Annotated in this window: 17 protein-coding genes; 8 read left to right on the forward strand and 9 right to left on the reverse strand. The window is 37.6% G+C overall.

The genetic code is table 11. The features are described from left to right. A partial coding sequence (locus tag PVK62_RS12650) for an LTA synthase family protein (protein ID WP_274444549.1) occupies positions 1 to 848 on the forward strand: 848 nt, incomplete at its 5' end. Positions 849 to 891: 43 nt separating this feature from the next. Here the strand turns inward: PVK62_RS12650 and coaD are convergent. From coaD to PVK62_RS12670, 4 genes are read right to left on the reverse strand one after another with little or no spacing between them, the layout of a single operon-like run. Then, positions 892 to 1380 (reverse strand): pantetheine-phosphate adenylyltransferase, encoded by a 489-nt coding sequence (gene coaD / locus PVK62_RS12655; RefSeq protein ID WP_274444546.1) that lies wholly within the window; start codon positions 1378 to 1380, stop codon positions 892 to 894. Next, entirely contained in the window at positions 1373 to 2170 is a 798-nt protein-coding gene (locus PVK62_RS12660) for a glycosyltransferase family 2 protein (RefSeq protein ID WP_274444544.1), read from the reverse strand. Before PVK62_RS12660 ends, coaD begins: the two co-directional genes overlap by 8 nt. Continuing rightward, positions 2167 to 2937: a glycosyltransferase family 2 protein gene (locus tag PVK62_RS12665; RefSeq protein ID WP_274444554.1), complete on the reverse strand. Its 771-nt coding sequence runs from the start codon at positions 2935 to 2937 to the stop codon at positions 2167 to 2169. Before PVK62_RS12665 ends, PVK62_RS12660 begins: the two co-directional genes overlap by 4 nt. A gap of 18 nt (positions 2938 to 2955) precedes the next feature. Further along, positions 2956 to 3999, reverse strand: a complete 1044-nt coding sequence (locus PVK62_RS12670; RefSeq protein WP_274444543.1) for a glycosyltransferase family 9 protein — start codon at positions 3997 to 3999, stop codon at positions 2956 to 2958. Between the two features lie 412 nt (positions 4000 to 4411). Between PVK62_RS12670 and PVK62_RS12675 the strand changes: the two genes are divergently transcribed. Both PVK62_RS12675 and PVK62_RS12680 read left to right on the forward strand, forming a co-directional pair. Continuing rightward, on the forward strand, positions 4412 to 5116 hold the full coding sequence (locus PVK62_RS12675) for a 3-deoxy-D-manno-octulosonic acid kinase (RefSeq protein ID WP_274444542.1): 705 nt from the start codon (positions 4412 to 4414) through the stop codon (positions 5114 to 5116). A gap of 26 nt (positions 5117 to 5142) precedes the next feature. Further along, the gene (locus PVK62_RS12680; RefSeq protein ID WP_274444553.1) at positions 5143 to 6996 is read left to right on the forward strand and encodes a DUF3413 domain-containing protein; all 1854 of its coding nucleotides are present in this window, start codon (positions 5143 to 5145) and stop codon (positions 6994 to 6996) included. An 87-nt stretch (positions 6997 to 7083) separates the two neighbouring features. Here the strand turns inward: PVK62_RS12680 and waaA are convergent, their stop codons facing one another. Further along, positions 7084 to 8340, reverse strand: coding sequence for a lipid IV(A) 3-deoxy-D-manno-octulosonic acid transferase (gene waaA / locus PVK62_RS12685; protein WP_274444541.1), 1257 nt, complete (start codon positions 8338 to 8340; stop codon positions 7084 to 7086). Beyond that, complete coding sequence (locus PVK62_RS12690) at positions 8324 to 9661, reverse strand: O-antigen ligase family protein (protein ID WP_274444539.1); 1338 nt, start codon at positions 9659 to 9661, stop codon at positions 8324 to 8326. The genes waaA and PVK62_RS12690 overlap by 17 nt, the downstream gene beginning before the upstream one ends. 144 nt (positions 9662 to 9805) lie before the next feature. On the opposite strand from PVK62_RS12690, the gene PVK62_RS12695 reads away from it, so the two are divergent. Genes PVK62_RS12695 through PVK62_RS12710 form a run of 4 tightly spaced genes read left to right on the forward strand, consistent with a single transcriptional unit; the run spans position 9806 to position 13425 of the window. Next, positions 9806 to 10186, forward strand: coding sequence for a capsular biosynthesis protein (locus PVK62_RS12695; protein WP_274444537.1), 381 nt, complete (start codon positions 9806 to 9808; stop codon positions 10184 to 10186). Further along, positions 10177 to 11754: a capsular biosynthesis protein gene (locus PVK62_RS12700; protein ID WP_274444535.1), complete on the forward strand. Its 1578-nt coding sequence runs from the start codon at positions 10177 to 10179 to the stop codon at positions 11752 to 11754. Before PVK62_RS12695 ends, PVK62_RS12700 begins: the two co-directional genes overlap by 10 nt. Positions 11755 to 11759: 5 nt before the next feature. Continuing rightward, entirely contained in the window at positions 11760 to 12494 is a 735-nt protein-coding gene (locus tag PVK62_RS12705) for a glycosyltransferase family 2 protein (RefSeq protein WP_274444534.1), read from the forward strand. After that, positions 12487 to 13425, forward strand: a complete 939-nt coding sequence (locus tag PVK62_RS12710) for a WavE lipopolysaccharide synthesis family protein (protein WP_274444533.1) — start codon at positions 12487 to 12489, stop codon at positions 13423 to 13425. The genes PVK62_RS12705 and PVK62_RS12710 overlap by 8 nt, the downstream gene beginning before the upstream one ends. A gap of 28 nt (positions 13426 to 13453) precedes the next feature. On the opposite strand, the gene waaF is transcribed toward PVK62_RS12710, so the two are convergent. The 3 genes from waaF to rfaD form a co-directional block, all read right to left on the reverse strand. After that, positions 13454 to 14485, reverse strand: a complete 1032-nt coding sequence (gene waaF / locus PVK62_RS12715; RefSeq protein WP_274444551.1) for a lipopolysaccharide heptosyltransferase II — start codon at positions 14483 to 14485, stop codon at positions 13454 to 13456. 15 nt (positions 14486 to 14500) lie between these two features. Further along, a complete protein-coding gene (locus PVK62_RS12720; protein ID WP_274444531.1) occupies positions 14501 to 15220 on the reverse strand; it encodes a glycosyltransferase family 25 protein in 720 nt (239 codons plus the stop codon). Positions 15221 to 15377: 157 nt separating this feature from the next. Next, positions 15378 to 16319 (reverse strand): ADP-glyceromanno-heptose 6-epimerase, encoded by a 942-nt coding sequence (gene rfaD / locus PVK62_RS12725; protein WP_274444530.1) that lies wholly within the window; start codon positions 16317 to 16319, stop codon positions 15378 to 15380. A 371-nt stretch (positions 16320 to 16690) separates the two neighbouring features. Here rfaD and PVK62_RS12730 point away from each other — a divergent pair, with 371 nt between their 5' ends. Then, a complete protein-coding gene (locus PVK62_RS12730; RefSeq protein WP_274444529.1) occupies positions 16691 to 18133 on the forward strand; it encodes an MBL fold metallo-hydrolase RNA specificity domain-containing protein in 1443 nt (480 codons plus the stop codon). Positions 18134 to 18160: the final 27 nt, after the last annotated feature.

Consider the following 18160-nt stretch of genomic DNA (forward strand, 5'->3'; position numbering starts at 1 on the left):
ATGGTATGTGGCGTAATGTGGCGAATTATTTGCCTGCACAAGGGTTTGATGAGATCTTAGATGAAAATGCGATTTTAAAAGCATTCCCAGAAGCTGAAGCGTTTCGTGGTGAATGGGGGCTTTCAGACGAATACGCCTTCAAACTAGCAGAAAAAGAGCTAAAAGAAGCGACTCAGCCTCTTATGATCTATATCTTAACCATTACCAATCACACGCCTTATGAAGTACCAAAAAATTACGAACTAAAACCACTTAAGGTGAGTGAACGGTTATTAAAGCGCATGCAAAAGGGTGAAGAAGAAGCAATGCGACTGCTTGAAACTTATCAATACGCTAATAATGCACTGGGTGAGTTTGTCGCAGATATTAAGCAATCTTCATTAGGTGATTCAACATTGGTAGCAGCGACTGGAGATCACCGTTTAAGAGGATTTACCATGTCTTATCCTAACGATCTTCCTATTATTCATGCGGTGCCATTTTACTTATATATACCAACGAAAATTCAACAGCAAGTATCACATAAATTTGATTCAAAAAGAGTTGGTTCACATAAAGATATTTTCCCAACGTTGTATGCCTTTAGTTTGTCAAAAGCAAACTACTATAGCTTAGGTGGGGGAAATATACTGAATACAACAGAATCAACACGATTTGGTTATAACCCAGAAATGACAGTAGTAGAGCAAGGTATGTATTTAAATAGCCAGCCAGAAAAACTATATAAATGGGTATCAGAATCTACAGTCAATCTAAAGTCGACATCAAATGAAACCCCTAATGTAGGTAATGATTACCACACATTGCAAACCTTATACATTAATAGCCAAGTAAAAGGCGTTCATTAATTGTAATCATAGGCCACTTATTTGAGTGGCCTTTTTATTGCCATTAAACAGGTGACTTTACTTTATGTCTTAATGCTTGATTTACCACAGAAGGAACGAAAGCTTCCACATTCCCCCCGTGCAACGCGACTTCTCTCACAATGGTTGAAGATAGAAAAGCATACTCTTCAGAAGGCGTCAGAAATACACTCTCTAATTCAGGCATTAACTTACGATACATACTGGTTAAGCCGAATTCATACTCAAAATCCATGGTGGTTCTTAAGCCACGAACCAATAGATTCGCTTGTTTCTGTTTAGCAAAATCAACCATCAATCCAGAGAAGCCCTCAACAGAAACGTTTGTGAGTTCCTTAGTCACTTCTTGCGCTAATTGAACGCGCTCTTCCAGAGTAAATAAGGTCTTTTTACTTGGGCTTGCAGCTACTGCTACAATAATATGATTAAACATTGACGAAGAGCGTTTAATTAAATCCAAATGTCCATTGGTGATAGGGTCAAAAGTACCGGGATAGAGGGTTAATTTAGTCATTTTTTGCCCTTAAATACTGATCAATACCTTGCTTACAACGAGTCAGTTTGTTTTGAATAGTTATTTCTAAAATAGCATCATTTTCAGCTAAAGATGCACGGGAGTTTTCGTTATGGAAAAGGTGGTAGCCCACGCCTGAAAATTTTAGATATAGGCGTGATAACCCAGAATTTAATAATCTAAGAACAAATTCACTGTCTTCTCTACCCCAGCCAATAAATTCATTATTAAAACCATTTGTTTTTATTATATCTTCCATCCAAAAAGACATATTACAACTTCGAGTTGACTTGTCACTATTGGATATTTTAGAAAAAATAGAAGATAACAATTTATTATTAATAATATTTTTTCTATTTTTTAAACCAGCACTGAAAAAGGTCGGTAGCTTAGCTGTATTCATAACAAGTTTTGAGCATTCTTGGTTTAGTAAAACCCTACCACCTTGAATAAACTGTCCTTTTTCTGCATGTTGTTTATGATCTAGAACAAAGCTTGGAGGTAAAACGATATCTCCATCTATAATAATAATATATTCAAAATGTGCTTGTGCGATTGCTTTATTTCGGCTTTGTGCAGCTCGGAAACCATCATCTTTTTGCCAACTATGGTATAGAGGAATAGGAAATGAAAGTTGGTATTCTTGTATTAATTGAGCTGTATCCTCTTTCGAGCCATCATCAGCAATAATAACTTCATCTGGCAATTCTAATTGGTGTTTTACGCTATCGAGAACACTACCTAGAGCTTCTTTCCAGTTATAAGTAGTGATGATTAATGTCGTTTTCATTTTTTTTTCACCTCTTCACGAAGGTAAAGATCAATATATTTAATAAAAGTAGTGTGCATCGTTAGCCAAGCCAAAATAAAGCCATGTTTGCCATCTAAGAATCCGCGTTTAAATACATACATTCTTAAAAATGCACCCAGCGCATGAATTAATGCAGTGCTTAGTCCCGCTTTTTTCTTTCCTTCACGTTCATCCGTCCATGCTTTTAAGTAGCCGGTTGTTTTATTAATGTAATGGTGCAAATTATCGTAAGTAAAATGCAGTAAACGACCTTTTAATTTTTCAATACGAACAGAGTCGGAAGTCACCACTTTTTCATGAACCAAAGCATCGTTATATTGAGCTTCATTAGTGCGATATAAACGTACCACCCAATCTGGCGACCAACCAGAATGCTTAATAAACTTACCAAACGCAGAGCTAAGACGGTTTATCTTATAAGCCACATTGGGTTTGTTGGCTTTTATTGCCGTTAAGATCTCTTCTTTTAACTCTGGAGTTACACGCTCATCAGCATCTAACCAAAGGACATACTCGGCAGTGACATACTGTTGTGCCAACTGACGTTGTTTACCAAACCCCGGCCACTCGCTGTTAACAAAAAAACGGTCAGTAAATTGACGAGCAATGATCTCGGTTTCATCAGTACTGCCTGAGTCGAGAATGACGATCTCATCAACCCAGCCTTGTACTGTTTCTAAGCAGGCTTGCAAGTGTTTTGCTTCATTTTTAACGATAAGCGCGACAGCTAACGTTGGCGTAGACAAGTGGCTCATGAATTATCCTTATTGATGGCGTAAGCGTAGAAAGGTTTCAGTAACCATATCAAGCGTAATATCTTGCATTATATGATCCCCTTTAACACGCGTGCTCCATTTTAAATCGTCAATGGGTTTATTTTGTTGTTGGGTAACATGTTGTTCATACATACTCACCACATAAGGTAGGCTATTGTATGGACCCGTACGTTTAGGGTTGCTGTGACCATACAGCCCAATCACAGGGGTTCCTTGTGTCGTAGCTATATGTGCAGGGCCAGAGTCAGGAGCAATTACGACTGCGGATTTTTTTAATACCGCGGTTAACTGTTTTAATGACGTTTTACCAATTAAATTAATAAGTGGAGAGTTGGCAAGTGATTCAATACTGTCACCAAGTTGCTTTTCACGATCACTTGGTGATCCACACAGTACCACTTGGTAACCTTGTGCGGTTAACCAGTCAGATAATTGAGCGTAGCGCTCAGTCAACCAATTACGTTCGTCTTTGCTTGCAGCAGGAGAGATCACCACATACGGCTTTTCTGCTGGAATATGTGAATTTACAAATGAAAAGTCATCATCAGATAATGGGATATTCCATGTCGGTTCACTTTTAGGCACACCAAGATATTCAACAAAAGAGTAGAAGCTATCTAGAACATGCGCTGAGGCCGTATCTTCAATTTTACGATTGGTAAATAGCCATTGGCCTTCTTTCGCACGTTTGCGATTAAAGCCTACTTTGTATTTTGCTTTTATACCAAGCGTTAGAACACTTGCCCGTAATGCCAATTGCATGTGAACAAGAGCATCAAAACGTTGATCTTTTAATTGGTGCCAAATGGCTCTCATTCCAGCAAGGCCTAATTTCTTATCAAATGGGATCACTGTAATAGCGGGCAAATCATGAATCAGTTGCGCCTCCACTTTCCCTACAATCCAAGTAATTTTGGTGCTTGGCCACTTTTTTTGAATCGCTTGAACTGCAGCAATAGCATGGCACACATCACCAATAGCGGATAAGCGCAATATACATAAAGAGTCAGGGGGCGAAGTGAATAAAGCCATAGAGATGTTTACCCAGAAAGAATGAGGTAGAATTATGCTATTAACGCTCATAAATGTAAAATGGCAAAGAGTGAGAAAGAGACTAGAAACTATACGCTGTGCTAACTAGAGGCGATAAGAACTGAGTTCAGATCGCAGCGCTTGCAGAATTCAGGGGGAGCTTGCTTTTAGCTCCTCCCCTTTATCGGCATAGCTACTTGGCTATAAATGTTGATATAAGGGGGAGGCTGGGAGGGGTTGCTAGCTAGAAACTATACGCTGCGCTAACTAGAGATGATAAGATCAGAATTTAGATCGCTGTGCTTGCAGAGTTTAGAGGCATTTAGCTTTTGCTCTTATAGTTTCTAGAAGTGAAGCGGTCTAGTTAGCGCAGCGTACAGTCTCTAATGTTTAATATTGGAGTACCTGTAACATGCAAAAAATCCAAACAACAAAGCAAACCATTTGGTATGACGACTCAACTTTAACTGAACCACCAGAACAATGCTGTGATCCTGATTATTGGCAACAACAAAACAAAGTGATTGGTTCCGCGCAAGGTCGTGGTACAACGTGGTTTGTTACTTTAGATAAAATGGACGCCGCTTTGCGTCATTATCGTCGTGGTGGACTGTTTGGAAAACTAGTTAAAGACCATTATATCTTTACAAGTTGGGAAAAAACACGCAGTTATCAAGAGTTTCAATTGTTAAAAGCATTAAGAGGTGCAGGCGTTAGTGTGCCTAAACCGATAGCAGCTAGAGCGATTAAGCGAACCTTTTGCTATCAAGCCGATTTACTCAGTGAAAAGATCCCAAACGCCCGAGATCTTGTGTCTATCTTGCAAAAAAATCCATTATCAAAAGAAATGTACCAAAAGATTGGTAATGAAATACGTAAAATGCATGCAGTGCAAGTGAATCATACTGATCTAAATATTCACAATATATTGATTGATAATAATGATAAGGTTTGGATCATTGATTTTGATAAATGTTATCAACAAAAAGGTGATGATTGGAAGCAAAGCAACTGGGATAGATTACAGCGCTCATTTAGAAAAGAAGTAAATAAAAGGCAAATACATTGGTCAGAAAATGAGTGGTCTCATTTACTTTCTGATCATCACACCATTTAATATTATATACACTCACCGTTGGATTTATTATTTTGAATACGTTAATACGAAAACAGAAATTGCATAGCCATGGTTGGCTTATTTTAATCAACAGTTTGATAGCAATGGCAATCGCAAGTCGCTACTTTGCATTTTTGCCTGAAATTCCAACGGATGCATTAGGATTAACTTTTCTAATCTCTAGTACATTTAGTCAAATGGTACTATTGGCTGGGGTCATTGGTCTTATTGCCTTACCTGCTATTTTTATACATAACGCCAAACTACGTAATGCTATCCAAGCCTTAATTGCCTCATTAGGTATCGCAATCTTATTTATTGATACCTTGGTGTTTGCTCAATACCGATTCCATATCAATGCAGTGGTTCTTGAGTTGGTGTTTTCAGGGCAAGTTGTCAGTTTCCCGTTAATTACTTGGGTCTCAGTGATTGGTGGGGTACTCGCTTTGGTTATCGGCCAATATTTATTGATTTCTTGGTTAGAAAAACCAGCCGCAATAACTCAGCACAAATTAGGTCGTAAATTTGCCGTAATCACTTTCTTTGCGTTATTGGCAACACACGGCATTCATATTTGGGCGGCTGCTAACGCTTATCAACCGGTAACAACGGTAAAACGCTATTTACCTGCTTTCTATCCTGCAACATCAACCAGCATGATGAAAAAATACGGCTGGGTGAATGAAGAGGCCATTGCGCAGCAACAAGCCATGAAAATGAATCGCAAAAGTGATTTAAATTACCCGTTAGCACCACTACAAAAAGAAGCGGTTGAAAAGCCAATTAACATCATGATTTTAGCGGTCGATTCATGGCGTGCAGATACCTTTAATGCTGAAAACACACCTAATATGTGGAAATACGCACAAGAAGGCATTATTTTTAATAATCATATTGCTACTGGTAACGCGACACGTACCGGTGTTTTTGGGCTTTTTTATGGCATTCCAGGCACTTATTGGCACGGATTCTTAGCCAATCAAAAAACACCATTATTGATTGATCGACTGCAAGAGCTGAATTATGACATGGGGATTTTCACTGCGGCTCAACTAGAGAAGCCGGAGTTTAATCAAACGGTATTCAAAAATATTTCTAATTTACGCATTCAATCAGAAGGTAACTCACCTTCAGAACTAGATAAAGACTTAACGAAAGATTGGTTAGAATGGTACGGCAAGCGTGACACCTCAAAACCAGCGTTCTCGTTTTTATTTTACGATGCACCACATGGGTATGACTTCCCTAAAGACTATGCACATCGTTATGAACCAATGCTCGATAACATCAATTATCTAGATCTTAATAACGACAGTGATCCAACCTTATTTTTCAATCGCTATAAGACCAGTGTTCACTTTGTAGATAGCGTAGCAAAACAGGTACTCGATAAGCTAAAAGAGACGGGTGATTTAGAAAATACCTTAGTGATTATTACTGGGGATCACGGACAAGAAATGAATGATAATCGTCTTAATTTCTGGGGACACAATGGTAACTTTACCAATGCACAAGTGAATGTACCTTTTGCTATTTTTGGGCCGAAGATCAGTAACGAAACAGTAGAATGGGGTTCAGACGAGTTAACCAGTCATCAAGATGTAGTTCCAACATTAATGAAGCATTACCTTGGCGTGACGAATGACATTAAAGATTACTCTGTTGGGGAAGATTTATTGGGTAAATCAGTGAATCGAGAGTGGATCATGTCATCGAACTACAGTGGTTATGCGATTATTGATAATGACTCGATCTTAGAGGTGCATGCAACGGGTCAATACCAACTATTAGATAAAACTAACCGTCCACTAAAAGACGGTGAATTAAATTATCAACACCTTCAAGAGGCCTTAGAGCAGATCAGTCGATTTAATAAATAGCCTAACTAAGACAGAATTTACACTGAGCTACTTATGTTTTTAATGTAAGTGGCTTGTTTATTATTTATGTTTAGCTCTCTGTTGGATTTAAATCATAATAATCATTATTGTTCTATCTATAGCACCTTGTTGCTTGTGTAGGAAACGGGAAGCATTGGAAGTAAGCTCATTAGAGATACTTGGATTATTTAGCAAAGTTGAAATGTGTGTACAGAGCTTGTTGCTAGTCGAAGTAATACAAGCATTGTATACTAGTAGTGTATTAACTATTTCTAAAAAATTAAAATAACTTGGACCTATAATTGTTGGTATACTTAACGCAACAGGCTCTAATATATTATGCCCACCAACCTTATCGCCAATTAGACTCCCCCCCATAAAACAGATATCAGAGGCGCCAATTAGGGTTAGCATCTCTCCCATAGTGTCACCAAGATAAACCTGAATATCTGACGTTACAGATTGTTTTGATGTGCGTTTAGTGGTGTTAAAATCAAATGTTTCACATAAATCAAAAACAGAGTTAAAACGCTCAGGGTGACGTGGAACTAAAATTAATAACGCATCAGGTATCTTATGCAATAAAGAACGATGAGCAGCTAATACTTGTTCATCTTCACCTTTATGCGTGCTGGCTGCAATCCAAATTGGACGCTCAATGCCTAATTGATGGCGAAGTTGTTTTCCTGATTCAATAACCTCATCGGTGATTTCAATATCAAACTTCACTGAGCCAGTTACATGCACCCGCTCTTTATCAATACCAAGTGCAATAAAGCGATCGGCATCATCTTTGTATTGACAACAAACATGAGTCAGATGCTTACCAAGCAGATTAAATATCGGCTGTACTTTTTTATATCCTAAGTAGGATTTTTCAGAAAGACGAGCATTTAACACTGAAATTGGAATACCAAATTTGGCCACAGTATGCAGGGTATTTGGCCACAGTTCGGTTTCCATAATTAGCATTTTTTCAGGTTTAGTTGCTTTTAAAAAACCACGAACCGCAAAGCAAAAATCAATCGGCATGTATCTGTGCTCAACTAAGTCACCTAATTTTTCAATTTGCTCCGCACCAGTACTTGTCGTCGTTGTCACTAATATTGATTGTTCAGGATTCTGTTTTTTTAATGCCTTAATGATAGGTGTAGCAGCAATTGCCTCACCAACAGAAACGGCATGAATCCATATCGGAGCCTGCGTTGTATCGAGCGATGGAGTACAACCAAAATGCTCTCTCCATCGACGACCAAAAGTAGGCTTTCCTTCTTTTTTCTTATAAAGAGAATAGAGAAGCAAAGGAGAGATAAAGGTTAAAAGTAAGCTATATAGCAGTCTCATTCTTATTATTCTTTAGTTGTTCTGTAAGGTAAAAAGTATAAATAGAACCAAACATTATATTGTGAACTAACAAACCTGTTGTAGAAAATAAATACGATTCAAAGTTATTTACTACAAACCAATATACCAGAAAGAGTAAAGCGATTAGTCTGGCTTCGTTAAATGTACCTAAGGGTGCAAGCTTTGCAGTGGAATGTAATAGCCAGTAAAACATGAATAGAATAATGGCTAATCCTAGGATGCCGTAAGATAAGGTGACCTCAACAAAAGAGTTATGAAGATGGTTAATTGTGTTGCGAACGTGCTTAGGTATACGTGTAGAAAGATATATGACATCATCTCTTACATCTTGGTCACTACCTAAAATAGGACGTTCTTTAATCCAACCTAATGCTTCATACCAAATATGAATACGAATGCCTGAACTGTTGTAAGGGACTTTGTTTATATCGCCAGAAAGAACCGCTTCATACGTATTTTCTTCATTCACTGTTCTTTTTTCTAAACTTGGGATATTACTGACAGAGAACAACGCAATAAGAGAAACTAAAATTAATGGCAATATCAATTTCAAAGAAGGTTTATTTTTTTGTATTAAAACATATGAAATAGTCCCAATGATAGAAGCAATGATAAGGCCTAAGAATACTTGTCTTGTTTGAGTAGAAAAAAGGATAAAAACAAAAAATAGGTTTAGAGCGGTTAACCCTGATACGATTAAAAGGTGTTTCTTTTTTTTGTTAGTGGTGAAAGCTAAATAGCTGTGCTTGATAGAAAAGTAGCTAAGCAGAATAAAAGCAATACCAGACCAAAGAGCAGGGTGTTGAGCATTATTTACGTTAAAATCAATGCGTTGACCATGGCTACCATTTAATAAGTCTTGAGTGAAGTTATTAGAGTGAATGTAGAAACTCAGTATGAAGCCAATTATCATCATTACCCACAACAGATAAACAGATTTGCTTTGTCCTTTTAGCCAGTATGCAATAAAAATAAAGAAAAACATATTAGCTAGAGTACCAAAATCAGGTGTTGCTTGTGCTAATTGAGGGATTTGAATTGTTGCATTTATCCAACTAAGGATTTGTAAAATTAGTGCTAAGAAGAGACTAATTAACATTTTATCTTTAAATATATGCTTACGTTCTACATAAAGAGCCAATAAGGTTCCGAAAACGAAGAAGCTTTGAAATACATCGCCATTAACTCGAGATGCGCTTTTAAGTAGAGCGTAGCCAAATAGGCATAGAAGCATAAATGCCGAGAATTTCGTTGAGTTAACAAGATACGATAATTTACTATCTATGGCATTTAAGGTCATGAAACTAAGCCTAGTGGTTCTAAGGAAGAGGGGGAATGGAAATTTTAACATATGGGTTGCAATAAAAGTAGCGTTGTATGTACAGTTCTCAATTCATACATTAGAATTAAATATCAAATTATATTACGCGTGTTTAGGGGTAAAATGAAAAAGCTAGTTGTGGATTTAGACAGTACAATTACATTAGGTGACACCTCTGATTATCGTAATGTATCTCCTAATCTAGAAGTAATTAGACAGCTTGTTGCTTATAAAGAACAAGGCTTTACCATTACTATTTTTACAGCAAGAAACATGCGGACTTATGAAGGCAACGTTGGGTTAATCAATGTACATACTTTGCCCGTGATTACTGAGTGGCTAGCTAAGCATTGCGTACCTTACGATGAAATTATTGTAGGTAAGCCATGGTGTGGCAAAGAAGGTTTCTATATTGACGACCGTGCGGTACGCCCGTCAGAGTTTGCATCAATGTCATTTGAAGAGATTACTGCGTTACTTGATAAGGAAAAATCATGTTTCTAATCATGTCATCTGCGTATGTGGATCAAGCACTGAAATCAGAATTTGGTGCCTTGCCTCCAAGTATGTTGCCACTAGGAAATCGTCGCTTGTTTCAACATCAAGTTACTAGTGCACCAAGTGGGACCGATATATTCTTAACTTTACCGGAAGAGTATGAAGTTACAGAACCTGATAATTACTGGCTTGACCAACATGCAATAACAGTAGTTCGTACGCCAGCTAATATATCACTAGGTGCAGCTGTGGTTGCAGCATTAAATTTGATTGACCAAAAATCCAATAGTGATTTGCACATATTATTTGGTGACACATTAATTACACCATTACCAGAGGGTAACGATATTATTGCGGTTGCAGAAACCAGTGATAATTACGACTGGGCAAGAGTAAGTTCAAACTGTTCGAGTTCTTTAATTGAAGAGTCGCTAGGTGATAGTTCAACTCAACAAATAGTGAGTGGTTATTTTCGTTTTAGTCAACCTAAAGAGTTGGTGCGCTCGTTAACACGAAACCACTGGAGCTTTATTCAAGGACTTAATGATTATCATGAGCGCATAATACTAACACCCATATTAATCAATAATTGGCTAGACTTTGGTCATATTAATACCTATTACCATTCTAAAGTAAACTTCACCACACAGCGCGCATTTAACTCTTTAACGATAACACCTGAGTGGATAGAAAAGAGCAGCCACAAACAAGAAAAAATTAAAGCTGAAGCAAATTGGTTTAAAGCCATTCCTTATTCGATGCGTGGGTATATTCCACAATATTTAGGTGACTTTTTAACCCAAGACCGGCATTTCAGTTACCGCCTAGAATATCTGCATTATACTGCATTAAATGAGTTATTTGTGTTTGGTGAACTGCCAGACAATACATGGTATAAAATTCTAAATAGCTGTTTAAATTTTATTGATTTAGAAAAGGTTGAATTATCAGGACAAGACCAAAATGTATTTGGTGAGTTGTTTGGTGATAAAACCGAGCAAAGAATTCAAGAGTATTGTCAAGCTCAAGGTATTCGAAGCGATGAGGTTTGGATTTATAATCAGCAGTTTAGCGCGTCAATATCTGATTTAATTCAAACCAGTCAGACATATTTACCGTCATGTAAACAAGCAAATACCGTGATGCATGGTGATTTTTGTTTTAGTAATATTTTATATGATTTTAGAACATCTCGAGTAAAAACTATTGATCCTCGTGGAATATCACCATCAGGAGATGTCACAATTTATGGTGATTACCGTTATGATATAGCAAAGCTGAGTCATTCTATTTTAGGTATGTATGATTGGATCATTGCTGGGAATTATCGGGTTGAATTCATTCAACGTGAAATACAATTTGAAGTAGATGGTTTGAAAAAACATTACACTATTCAAGAAACCTTTATTTCACTTATTGCTCAGCGTTATGATATCAGTGCAAAGCAATTGTACGCGATGCAAATTCAACTTTTCTTATCTATGTTACCTCTTCATGCGGATGATGAGATGAGACAAAAAGCTTTATTTGCGAATGCCTTTCGTATCTACCAATTAATGATAAAAGAAGAATAATAATTATGATCGTAATTCCAATGGCAGGACTCAGTTCACGTTTTTTTAAAGCGGGCTATACACAACCAAAATATATGTTAGAAGCTCATGGGAAAACATTATTTGCTCATTCGGTACTGAGTTTTAGCGCTTATTTCAAGTCAGCACCCTTTCTTTTTATTGTTAGGGATGTGTATGGAACGCCAGAGTTTGTAGAGAAAGAGTGTAAAGCGTTAGGTATTAGTGATTATCAAGTTATTACGTTAAATCAAGAAACAAGAGGTCAAGCAGAAACTGTTGCATTAGGTTTATTTAAAGCGGAACAAGAGCAAGACGAAGATTTAACCATTTTTAATATTGATACATTTAGACCTAACTTTATTTTTCCTGAGCTTGATAAATTAGGTGATGGTTATTTAGAGGTGTTTCGTGGAACTGGCGATAATTGGTCATTTGCTAAACCAGAATCAGCAATAAGTACAAAGGTGGCTCTCACGACAGAAAAAGATCCTGTTTCAGATTTATGTAGTACAGGGTTATATTACTTTAAAACGGTTAATGATTTCTTTTTTGCATATAACTCTTATCTTGAAAAACCAGTTACAGCGTGGGCGAAAGGCGAGTTATATATCGCACCACTATATAATGAGTTGATTACAGAAAATAGAGAAATCCATTATCATTTAATCGAAAGAAATGAAGTGATTTTTTGTGGTGTACCAAGTGAGTATGATGATTTCAAAAAGAGCGACAATGAATAGTAAAATTGACAGTAAAGATATTTCGATTATTGTTCAAGGGCAGTTATTTAAATCAGAGAAAAGCTCAACGTTAGATGTATTGCTGTCAATACGAAAGAACTACCCTAATGCAGAAGTGATTTTATCGACATGGAATGGAAGTTGTATTCCAGCTGAATATTTATCTTTATGTGACCAAATTGTATTAAGTGATGATCCTGGCGATGGTACTTATGGAAAAACACCATTAAATATTAACCGTCAAATTATTAGTTCAAGAGCGGGATTAGAAAAAGCAACTCGTTCATATGCCATTAAAACAAGAACTGATCTGATTTTTACGTCGAATACTCTTGCTCAATTTATGGGATTAAACTTAGAGCGATCTCCTGAATTTAGCGTTGGTAATGGACATATCTGTGTCGCTGATTTTTCTACGCGATCTCATGTTTCTGGACTGAAAGTACCATTTTGGGTGTGTGATTTTGTTTATGCGGGTAGAAGAGAAGATGTAACCACAGTTTTTGATGTAAAGTTATATTTGAAACATGACTTTGAATATTATCTAAACAATCCAAAACCAGAGTACATGTATCGTCAGAGCGATGTATTCCAATACACCCCTGAAACATATTTTGCATATTATTACCTGAAGCAAGGGAGAGATATCCCATTTGAAAATAGTTATGACAGTAATTCTGTTGCAATGGGGTTGTATTGCAATCTATTAGTTAATAATTTTATTGTTTTGGGTGAGAAACAGCTTGGTGTTACCTCACTGAAATATCATCTTCCTATTCATCCCCCAAGAAAAATAATGACTTATCCTGTGTGGGCTATGTTGTATTCAAAGCAATATAGAAGTCGATTACCACGACCTAATTATCTTCAAAATTTAGTTGAATATGTAAAATACAAATGCAACAAGAGAAGAAAAAGTCCGTTTAAGTGATTTTCGATGAGTAGAATATTTATTCGTGCTAAGAGTGAGTTATTTTTGTTAATACGGTAGATGGCTCTAACTCTTTTAAGCACTTTAAATGACCTAGAGGGCATTCACGCTTAAAACAAGGACGACACTCAATATCAGTGCTTACAATATCGACTTTCTCTGCCAATGGAGGAGTGTATTTTGGTGATGTTGAGCCATAAACGCCAACCACATGACACCCCACAGCAGCAGCAACGTGCATTAAGCCTGAATCATTACTGACAACCGTTTTACAAGCAGCAAGTAGATCAACCGCTTCAATTAAACTGGTATCACCAGCTAGGTTAAATACCGCTGTTTGGTTATCTGCATCCACTAAAGCTTTGATACTCTCAGTTGTTTCCTTATCTTTGGCAGAGCCAAATAGCCATACTTGATGGCCTTGGTTAATCATTTCATTAGCAACAGCCGCATAGTGTTCAACAGGCCACTGTTTTGCTGGGCCAAATTCAGCCCCTGGGCATAAGCCAAGAACAGATTTTTTGGTCGATAAAGAGAACTTTGTAAGAGTTGCTTGCTGAACAACAGTATCAATCGCAAGTTTAGGGCGTGGCAAGTTTTCCAGACCACCTAACGAACTTGAATCAATCATTTCAGATTTAGGATGAGCTAATGCTACATAGCGCTCAACCATGTATTGGAATGCTTTTTTATTTGGACGTAAGTCGTTTAATAGCCCATAACGCATTTCACCTTTCCAACCAGTACGAACTGGGATCCCTGCAAACCAAGGAATAAGTGCCGATTTTGCAGAATTCGGGCAAATGTAAGCGTGTGTATAGTTATTATTTTTTAACTCTTTACCAAGAGCTCTACGACCTAACAGATTGAAATTACCATGACCAAGAGGCATTTCAATCGCTTGGTTAACCTCAGGCATTCTTTCTAAAATCGGTTTACACCAAGCTGGAGCCATCACATCAATAACGGCTTCAGAGTGTTGTTTTTTTAGCGTGATATACAGTGATTGAGACATCACCATATCGCCAACCCATGATGGGCCAATAATTAGGATTTTCATCATATTACTCGTTTGTTAATAAGGAGCTTTAACCAGTAAATCTTTAAATTGTTCATAAAGGCGAAAGGATTCAATGTAGCATTTATCTAATAAAGTTATGCCTGTTTTATCTTTTCGTTTAGTTCCAATAGTTGATTGAATTTTGGCTCTAAATATTAAATCGGGGTAAGTGCAATAAGTTGTTATCCCGTGTAAATAGGGTTTTTCCATGTAATCATCAACGGGCTCTATAAACTGACTTGCTTTAGATATAAATGCATTTGCAGCTTTTGGAGTTATGATATAGCCCATAATACCGCAGGTCCGTTTTAAATAACGAATGATTTTATAGCTATCATCGATAGGTTCTATATTTTTAAATGTTTTAGGCTTTGTTGCACATAATTTTAAAAAATCGAATTTTGGAGAAATAAATTCAAGCTTTTGAATATAATCTTTCAGTTGCTCTGAGATATTACAATTATCTTCTAGTATTAACACTGCTTCATTTTCTAAAAGACAGCGTTCCCATGCGATATGGTGACTTGAGAAGCATGCAATTTCAGAGTCTAGTAATTTATAACCAAAACGTTTACGTGTTAATGCTTCATTACGACGTTCGCTATAGGTAAAGTTTGGTATTGAAGCATCAACCGCATCAATAAACTCAAATTCAATACTAGCATCATCCAATTGTTTCTTAATACGCTCACGGCGATCAACCGAACGTTTTAAACTGATAACAAATACTTTCATATCACCCATATACCAAAATAATTCTAGAAACTAGAAACTAGAAGTTCAAGAGCGGTAGCGCTCTTGAACTTAATTTTCTTTCTGAAATCTGAAATCTGAAACCTAGCTCTTATAGAAGCAAAGCGGTCTAGTCTCTAGTTAGCAAAGCGTATAGTTTCTACTTATTCACAATCGCCATATACTCAGCAACACCATCAGCCACTGACTTAAACTCAACATCACAGCCTGCAGCACGCAGCTTAGTTAAATCGGCTTGCGTAAATTCTTGGTAAGCGCCTTTTAGATGCTCAGGGAAAGGAATGCTTTGAACTTCGCCTTTACCATGATGTTTAATCACCGCATCAGCAACAGCGCGGAACGGTTCAGCACGGCCAGTACCACAGTTGAAAATTCCAGATACACCGTTTTCTAAGAACCAAAGATTAACCGCAGCAACATCACCAACATAAACGAAATCACGCTTAAACTCATCGCTACGTTCAAATAACTTAGGATCTTCACCCGCATTCATTTGGTTATTTAAATGAAAAGCAACCGAAGCCATCGAGCCTTTATGCTGTTCACGAGGACCATAGACATTGAAGTAACGGAAACCCGTAATTTGAGAAACCGTTTCACCGTGCGCTTCAGCATCAGCCCATAGGCGACGAACGTAGTTATCAAACTGTTGTTTAGAATAACCGTAGACGTTTAATGCGCCTTCATGCTCACGTTCTTCAACAAACGTATCAGTATCGCCATAAGTTGCAGCAGATGATGCATATAAGAATGGGATCTCACGCTCGATACAAAAATGAAGGACTTCTTTAGAGTATTCATAGTTGTTCATCATCATGTATTTGCCATCCCACTCAGTGGTAGCAGAGCACGCACCTTCATGGAAAATAGCATCAATGGTACCAAAGTCATCACCCGCCATAATTTGCGTAATGAAGTCTTCTTTATCCATGTAATCAGTGATATCAAGATCAACTAGATTCTTGAATTTCTTGCCATCTTTTAGGTTATCGACCACTAAGATATCGTTAAAGCCGTTGTCGTTTAAAGACTTAACAATGTTGCTGCCAATCATGCCAGCGCCGCCAGTTACAATGATCATTTTGATACCACGATTTATTTAGATAATTGGTGCGATTGTAGCAAAGAAAGGAGTAAAAGGCAGCGGTAATTTTGCGACAAAGTATTAGTTAGTGGTCGTTACTAGAGACTATACGCATCGCTAACTAGAAACGATAAGATCTTACTGTTGTGAGTGATTCATGAGATATGAACCGAAAAGCAAGTTGTAAGTACAATGAATGAAGCGGATTGATTGAGTATCGAATGCTTAATGAATACAAATTGAGTTATAAAAGTTAAGGAAAGGAATGTACTAGTTAGTAATGTGTTTAATTCATCAGTAATACTGGCTTTTATAGTATCTAGTCACGTAGTTAGCGAAGCGTATAGTTTATTTAAAAAGGACCACCAATGCCAACACAATCACAAAACTCAAACTTGGAAATAAACCTCAAACATTATGGTGGAAAACTCGGCGTCACTGGATCTTGTCACGAGCTCAACATTAATAACAACAGCAACCATTATGGAATACTCATCGACTGCGGCTTATTTCAAGGTAAAGATGCAAAAGATAAACACGGCAATGACAAAAAACTCGATATCGAATTTTCCATCTCCCACCTAAAAGCATTAATTCTCACCCATACCCACATCGATCACATTGGCCGTTTACCTTGGTTATTAGCAAAAGGCTTCAAGCAACCCATATACTGCACACCAGCAACCGCCGAGTTAGTCCCATTAATGCTAGATGATGGTTTAAAACTGCAACTCGGCCTAAACAAAGGCCAAAGAGAAAGAGTATTAGAATTAATAAGAAAACAGATAAAACCTATCCCCTACAACCAATGGCATCAAATTAAGCTCACCTCTAAAGCTAAACCTTCTCGCTCTAAAAGTTCTTGCTCTTCCCTGAAAGCGAAGCGTCCTGAATCCTTAAACCTGCTCTTAAGATTCCAACCCGCCGGCCATATTCTCGGCTCTGCTTACGTTGAAATCAAACTTCCCAACAATGAAATCGTCGTATTCTCAGGCGATTTAGGGCCATCAAATACGCCATTATTGCCCGATCCAATTCCACCAAAACGTGCTGATTTATTAGTAATAGAAAGCACTTATGGCAACAAACTTCACGACAGCGTAGAAACCAGAGCAAAACGCTTACAGCAAATAATAGATCGTTCATTACAAGATGGTGGCGCAATCATTATTCCTGCTTTTTCTGTAGGTAGAACCCAAGAGCTACTGTTTGATATTGAGCACCTAATCCACCATCAAAAAATTGACTCAAAAATTCCTATCATTCTAGATTCCCCATTAGCCAACAAAGTTACCAAGCAATACCGCCGCTTCAAAAAACTCTGGAGCAAAGAAGCCAAAACCAAGCTAAATAACCAACGTCATCCACTTAACTTCGAACAATGCATCACCATCGAAAGTCACACGGAACATATGCAAATCGTCAACCGCCTAAAAAGCACCGCTGAGCCCTGCATAATAGTCGCTGCCAGCGGTATGTGCGCCGGAGGCCGAGTAATGAACTACTTAGAAGCCTTACTCCCAGATAAACGCACCGATATTATTCTTGCAGGTTACCAAGCCCATGGCACCCTAGGCCGAGATCTGCAAAACCAAAAACCAAGAGTATGGATTGATAACCAACCAGTAGAAGTCAATGCACAAATCCACACCATGTCAGGCTATTCAGCCCACGCCGATCAAGCAGATTTAATAAAGTTTGTTGAAGGGATTGAAGAGGGGAGGAAAGAGATTGTTGTGGTACATGGGGAGGACAGCGTGCGCGAGGAGTTTGAGAGGGTTTTGGAGGCTAGAAACTATACGCTGCGCTAGCTAGAGGCTATAAGTGCGGGGGTGTTT

Source organism: Aliivibrio sp. S3MY1, assembly GCF_028765575.1.
Classification (GTDB): domain Bacteria; phylum Pseudomonadota; class Gammaproteobacteria; order Enterobacterales; family Vibrionaceae; genus Aliivibrio.

Coding starts and splice junctions, on each gene's coding strand:
- coaD (WP_274444546.1), bottom strand. CDS start 1,380: ATGACTAAATTAACCCTCTATCCCGGTACTTTTGACCCTATCACCAAT.
- PVK62_RS12660 (WP_274444544.1), bottom strand. CDS start 2,170: ATGAAAACGACATTAATCATCACTACTTATAACTGGAAAGAAGCTCTA.
- PVK62_RS12670 (WP_274444543.1), bottom strand. CDS start 3,999: ATGGCTTTATTCACTTCGCCCCCTGACTCTTTATGTATATTGCGCTTA.
- PVK62_RS12675 (WP_274444542.1), top strand. CDS start 4,412: ATGCAAAAAATCCAAACAACAAAGCAAACCATTTGGTATGACGACTCA.
- waaA (WP_274444541.1), bottom strand. CDS start 8,340: ATGAGACTGCTATATAGCTTACTTTTAACCTTTATCTCTCCTTTGCTT.
- PVK62_RS12690 (WP_274444539.1), bottom strand. CDS start 9,661: ATGACCTTAAATGCCATAGATAGTAAATTATCGTATCTTGTTAACTCA.
- PVK62_RS12695 (WP_274444537.1), top strand. CDS start 9,806: ATGAAAAAGCTAGTTGTGGATTTAGACAGTACAATTACATTAGGTGAC.
- PVK62_RS12700 (WP_274444535.1), top strand. CDS start 10,177: ATGTTTCTAATCATGTCATCTGCGTATGTGGATCAAGCACTGAAATCA.
- PVK62_RS12705 (WP_274444534.1), top strand. CDS start 11,760: ATGATCGTAATTCCAATGGCAGGACTCAGTTCACGTTTTTTTAAAGCG.
- PVK62_RS12710 (WP_274444533.1), top strand. CDS start 12,487: ATGAATAGTAAAATTGACAGTAAAGATATTTCGATTATTGTTCAAGGG.
- waaF (WP_274444551.1), bottom strand. CDS start 14,485: ATGAAAATCCTAATTATTGGCCCATCATGGGTTGGCGATATGGTGATG.
- PVK62_RS12720 (WP_274444531.1), bottom strand. CDS start 15,220: ATGAAAGTATTTGTTATCAGTTTAAAACGTTCGGTTGATCGCCGTGAG.
- rfaD (WP_274444530.1), bottom strand. CDS start 16,319: ATGATCATTGTAACTGGCGGCGCTGGCATGATTGGCAGCAACATTGTT.
- PVK62_RS12730 (WP_274444529.1), top strand. CDS start 16,691: ATGCCAACACAATCACAAAACTCAAACTTGGAAATAAACCTCAAACAT.